At 54.0% G+C, this 4,426-nt stretch carries 6 protein-coding genes; 2 read left to right on the top strand and 4 right to left on the bottom strand.

Annotated elements, in window-relative coordinates; all coding sequences use genetic code 11:
* Window positions 1-547: 547 nt before the first annotated feature.
* Window positions 548-658 carry a hypothetical protein gene (locus tag H7R58_RS25435; RefSeq protein WP_063858821.1) on the top strand — a complete coding sequence of 37 codons (111 nt, stop codon included), beginning with the start codon at window positions 548-550 and terminating at the stop codon, window positions 656-658.
* Window positions 659-913: 255 nt separating this feature from the next.
* Here H7R58_RS25435 and H7R58_RS25155 read toward each other — a convergent pair whose 3' ends face one another.
* Window positions 914-1,375 carry a hypothetical protein gene (locus H7R58_RS25155; protein WP_128348982.1) on the bottom strand — a complete coding sequence of 154 codons (462 nt, stop codon included), beginning with the start codon at window positions 1,373-1,375 and terminating at the stop codon, window positions 914-916.
* A gap of 333 nt (window positions 1,376-1,708) precedes the next feature.
* Between H7R58_RS25155 and H7R58_RS25150 the strand changes: the two genes are divergently transcribed.
* On the top strand, window positions 1,709-1,924 hold the full coding sequence (locus H7R58_RS25150; RefSeq protein ID WP_015387220.1) for a hypothetical protein: 216 nt from the start codon (window positions 1,709-1,711) through the stop codon (window positions 1,922-1,924).
* A 687-nt stretch (window positions 1,925-2,611) separates the two neighbouring features.
* On the opposite strand, the gene H7R58_RS25145 is transcribed toward H7R58_RS25150, so the two are convergent.
* The 3 genes from H7R58_RS25145 to H7R58_RS25130 form a co-directional block, all read right to left on the bottom strand.
* Complete coding sequence (locus tag H7R58_RS25145) at window positions 2,612-2,827, bottom strand: MbeD family mobilization/exclusion protein (protein ID WP_137500696.1); 216 nt, start codon at window positions 2,825-2,827, stop codon at window positions 2,612-2,614.
* A 6-nt stretch (window positions 2,828-2,833) separates the two neighbouring features.
* Window positions 2,834-3,325: an MbeB family mobilization protein gene (locus H7R58_RS25140; RefSeq protein ID WP_015060400.1), complete on the bottom strand. Its 492-nt coding sequence runs from the start codon at window positions 3,323-3,325 to the stop codon at window positions 2,834-2,836.
* Window positions 3,326-4,002: 677 nt separating this feature from the next.
* On the bottom strand, window positions 4,003-4,326 hold the full coding sequence (locus H7R58_RS25130) for a MobC family plasmid mobilization relaxosome protein (RefSeq protein WP_176689730.1): 324 nt from the start codon (window positions 4,324-4,326) through the stop codon (window positions 4,003-4,005).
* Window positions 4,327-4,426 lie beyond the last annotated feature (100 nt).

The following is a 4,426-nucleotide window of genomic DNA, read 5'->3' as shown; positions in this document are numbered from 1 at the left end:
AGGCTTTTGGCGGGTTTCGGGGCGCAGCCCTGAACCAGTCACGAAGCGCTAGCGGAGTGTATACTGGCTTACTATGTTGGCACGGATGAGGGTGTCAGTGAAGTGCTTCATGTGGCAGGAGAAAAAAGGCGGCACCGGTGCGTCAGCAGAATATGTGGTACAGGATATATTCCGCTTCCTCGCTCACTGACTCGCTGCGCTCGGTCGTTCGGCTGCGGCGAGCGGAAATGGCTTACGAGCGGGGCGGAAATTTCCTGGTAGATGCGAGGAAGAGACTTAACAGGGAAACGAGAAGGCCGCGGCGAAGCCGTTTTTCCATAGGCTCCGCCCCCCTGACAAGCATCACGAAATCTGACGCTCAAATCAGTGGTGGCGAAACCCGACAGGACTTAAAGATACCAGGCGTTTCCCCCTGGCGGCTCCCTCGTGCGCTCTCCTGTTCCTGCCTTTCGGTTTACCGGTGTCACTCCGCTGTTATGGCCGCGTTTGTCTCATTCCACGCCTGACACTCAGTTCCGGGTAGGCAGTTCGCTCCAAGCTGGACTGTATGCACGAACCCCCCGTTCAGTCCGACTACCACGCCCATTCCGGTAACTATCAACTTGAGTCCAACCCGGAAAGACACGACAAAATCGCCATTGGCGGTAGCCACTGGTAAGCAGGATGTGCGAGAGATGTATCGAGAGTTCTTGAAGTGGTGGCCGGACTACGGCTACACTGGAAGGACAGATTTGGTGACACGTCTCGCACAAGACTGTTACCACGGTTCAGAAGTTCCCCAACTTACTGAACCTTCGAAAAACCACCTCCCCAGGTGGTTTTTTCGTTTTCAGAGCAAGAGATTACGCGCAGAGCAAAACGATCTCAAGAAGATCATTTTACAAATTGGATAATATCCCTCCGCCCCCTCACACTAATATAAAATTATCGGGCTTGCATGCCCCTCACCATTTTCCCCATATCCACCACCAAACAATAGTTCGTCGAGTTCTTTGCTGGCTTGATCAATACACGCAGCCACATGAATAGCAGAAGGGTATTCATCATACTGAAAATCATCGCTTTTTTCAGGAGGAAGTCGATCATAATACGGATGACAATCCACATAATAATGACGTATTACCATCCCAGTTTTATCTTCGTACTCTGATGGCTGCAACGTACTCCCTGGGAAAGCTTTTGCAACATGTATAGCAGCTTGAAAGGTATCAAAATATCGCCCAAACATTGGCATTTCAAAGCTAGGCGACTCTGTCGAAAAATCCCCCATAACTTGCGCCAAATAACCATTATCTATCTGCCATTGAACATCTGATCCCATAGCCCACTCTCCCAGAGTTACTCCTAATAAATAACCATAATATGTATTTACCATAACGCTTCACTTCGCGAACCAGCACTTCCCACAGTAAATCCCTTACCTAGCTAACCTTGGCACACGAAAACCATCATAAAGGCAACATATCAGCTTAGGGTTATCTACCTCTCAAGCTCCGAGAAAAACTGCCGATAATTTTAGTGCACTATACAAATATTTTTAAAATCAATGGAGTATTCAATGGCACCGACAATCTACCGGGCTAAGTGTTTGGATTGTAAGCATGAGTGGACCAGTCGTACTGGTTATGGCACGCCTGATTATTGCCCTAAATGTCGGAGTCGTCGGATCACAACAAGTCCAATTGGATAAGCATTAAGGAGTGGTTAAATGGGATTTTGGGAAACGGCCGGTAAAATTGCAAAAGGCGCAGCTAACGCTTTGGATGAAAAAGCTCATGAACTCCAGGCAACCAAAATGCGCTTAGAAAGCAAAAGCAGTGAAGAACTAAAGCGCCTCATTAAATCTGATGGTTTTTTCGGCTCAGCCAGTAACACAGAAAAAAGCATGGCAATGAAAATTCTCAGAGAACGCGGAGACGTTTAAGGATAGAAAAATGGTAGGCACGGTGAATCTTCCTCATACATGCCCTAACTGCAAGCGAACCACCGCTCATACTGCAGGTGAGTTGCAAACTCTATTCGGATTCAGAACCATTCCTTCTGGTGCAACGAATCAAAGTTGGTGCAGAGAATGTCGTGGTAAGTCATAGCGTCCAGAAGCCCGTAACCCGGGCTTTTTTACGCCCACTTATTTACCATAACGTCCCATTGCCCGCACCGCTGAAACGGGGTTGGCTGCGTTTCCGGTGCCAGACGCGAGAAAGTGGCGACAGACATAACGAAAAAACACCAGAAACGCAGCCGCTGAATATTACACTGGTGCATAGTCATGCAGCCAGATGCATGGATGTTAAAGTCACACTAAAATCCGCGCCAATGCCTTAAAAACCGACAAATGCTTCTCCAGCCAGTCCCACAGCTCCGCCGCCAGATACAGGCAGTTAAGCAATGATTCAATAAGATTTAACAGCTTCATTTCCCGCTCCTGAATAAGTCGTGACCTTTTTGATCACGAACCTATTTAGCGGGAGAAGTAAGAGCCCCTCTTCGTGCGGGTTGTCAGCTGCCTGGATGGTTTAAAGTGTCGGCCCGCGGTAGGTTTTCTGCGGCTGGCGCTCCAGCTCCAGTGTTTTCTGATACTCATTCTCCCTCTGCCGGAACTCGGTGGCATTCAGTTCCCGGACAAGCGGCGCAGCTGCTCGCTTAAACTCAGCACCTGCGTGCTCAAGTACGACACGCGCTCGTTCAGCACCGCGTTCTCCCGTTGCATAAGCCCACACATGCTCCGCCATTCCGCGAAGGCGCTCTCCCATTCGTCCAGCCTTTGCGAGTAGTCCTGCTGTAGCTGCTCTAATGCGCTCAGCAACTGCTTTTCCAGCTCTGTCATTTTCCGCTACTCCTGTTTCAGGCGGATCCATGTCGTCCCGTCGTAGGGGATGGCTTCGGTTTGCATCCCCGGCGGCAGGATAAGAAACCTCCGGCCGTCGCTGCTCTCCTGATAGCGCACTCCCCACGTCCGGGCGGTCATTTTCGCCAGGGTATCTTCCTGCTGACGAAGATGCGTGTAATTGTCGGTTATCTGCTGCCCCTGCCACCACAGTATGCTCCCGCTCGTGCCGATCAGCAGCGCTGACACCATCAGGATGGTGAGCCATGTCCGCCCGGCAGTCCGCAGTACGCTCCGCCGGTTTTTCTCCATCGCCTCGCTCATACTCTGCTCGTGTGCGAGGATGGCGTCGCTGATTCTCCTCGCGCTTGCGCTCAGTTCCGCTCTGACAGACTGCTCGTGCTCGCTGAATGCGGCTTTCAGCATCTCGCCGGTACTCTGCTTCTGCGCTTTCGATTGCTGCTCTAAGTCCTTCGCCAGCGTTAAAAGACTGCTCATAGATGGCTCCCTTCAGTCGGATGTTTCGCCCCCCGTCCGGGTCGGCAATGCTGATACTGCTTTTCGTGGTGCGCACCACCTCAAAACCTGACCGTTCCAGCGCCTCAGTGACGTCCTGACGGGTTTTCAGCTCCCCGGACGAAGCAAGGGTCAGCAGTCCGCGCGTGATGGCTTCTGCGGCCTCCTGCTTCGTTTTCGGCAGTCCGGACGGCGTGACCAGCGCCCGGCGGTTTTCCGGTGCGTTCGGGTCGTGCAGCCCCAGTCTGCCGTTCACGATGGTCTGCCAGGCATCGATACGCGGCCGGTCGGCGCGGTCGTAGTACGGCTGGAGCCGCCTGCCGGTCAGCAGCTCGGTATTGGGGATCAGAAAGTTCAGCTCCAGACGCCCCTTGTCCTCGTGCTCCACCCACAGAATGCTGTACTGATCTTTATCAAGTCCGGGCATCAGAACCCGCTCGAAGCTGGCCATCAGTTTTTCCCGCTGGCCGGGAGGCAGATCGGCCTCCGCAAACGACAGGACGCCGGAGGTGTATTTCTTCACGTAAGGCGACGCGTCAATCAGCTCCCGGACTTCTTCCGGCTTCCCCTGCAGGACGCTGGCACCTTCACGCTGCCGGTCTTTACCCAGAAGATAGTCCACCGGCCCGGCGCCACCGCCGCGACCGCGTGGATGAAATTTAACGATCATCGTCCGTTCCTTTCTCAAGAACGGCGTGCCGCAGCCGCTCAAGCCCGGCATCGATGGCCATCAGCGCCGCCACAATCTGTACCCTGTCATGGCCGGTGCCGCCGCCGGCGTTAACACGGCGGGCTATCTGGTTCAGGTTATTGCCCATGCCGGCAAGCTGGCGCAGCAGCGCCGGCGAGAGTGAGGGGAGCTTTCCGGTGCGCGCAGGCTTTTCGTCCAGGCAGGTCTGCCGCATCCAGGCCGCGAGCTGTTTACCGTCGCAGCGTTCCAGCAGACGGCGGTGCTCATCTTCGGTCACCCACATCGTGAGCATTTTGCTGCGTTTCTCTGACAAACCGGTCTCCTGATAACGCCGGGACGGGCGGGAACCTCTTTCCCGGTCGGCGCGGGGTTGGACAAGCCGCAGGCGCGTC

Source organism: Klebsiella sp. WP4-W18-ESBL-05 (assembly GCF_014169075.1).
Taxonomy (GTDB): domain Bacteria; phylum Pseudomonadota; class Gammaproteobacteria; order Enterobacterales; family Enterobacteriaceae; genus Kluyvera; species Kluyvera ascorbata_B.
The sequence above is the reverse complement of the archived record's forward strand: the minus strand, read 5'-3'. Positions and strand labels throughout refer to the sequence as shown.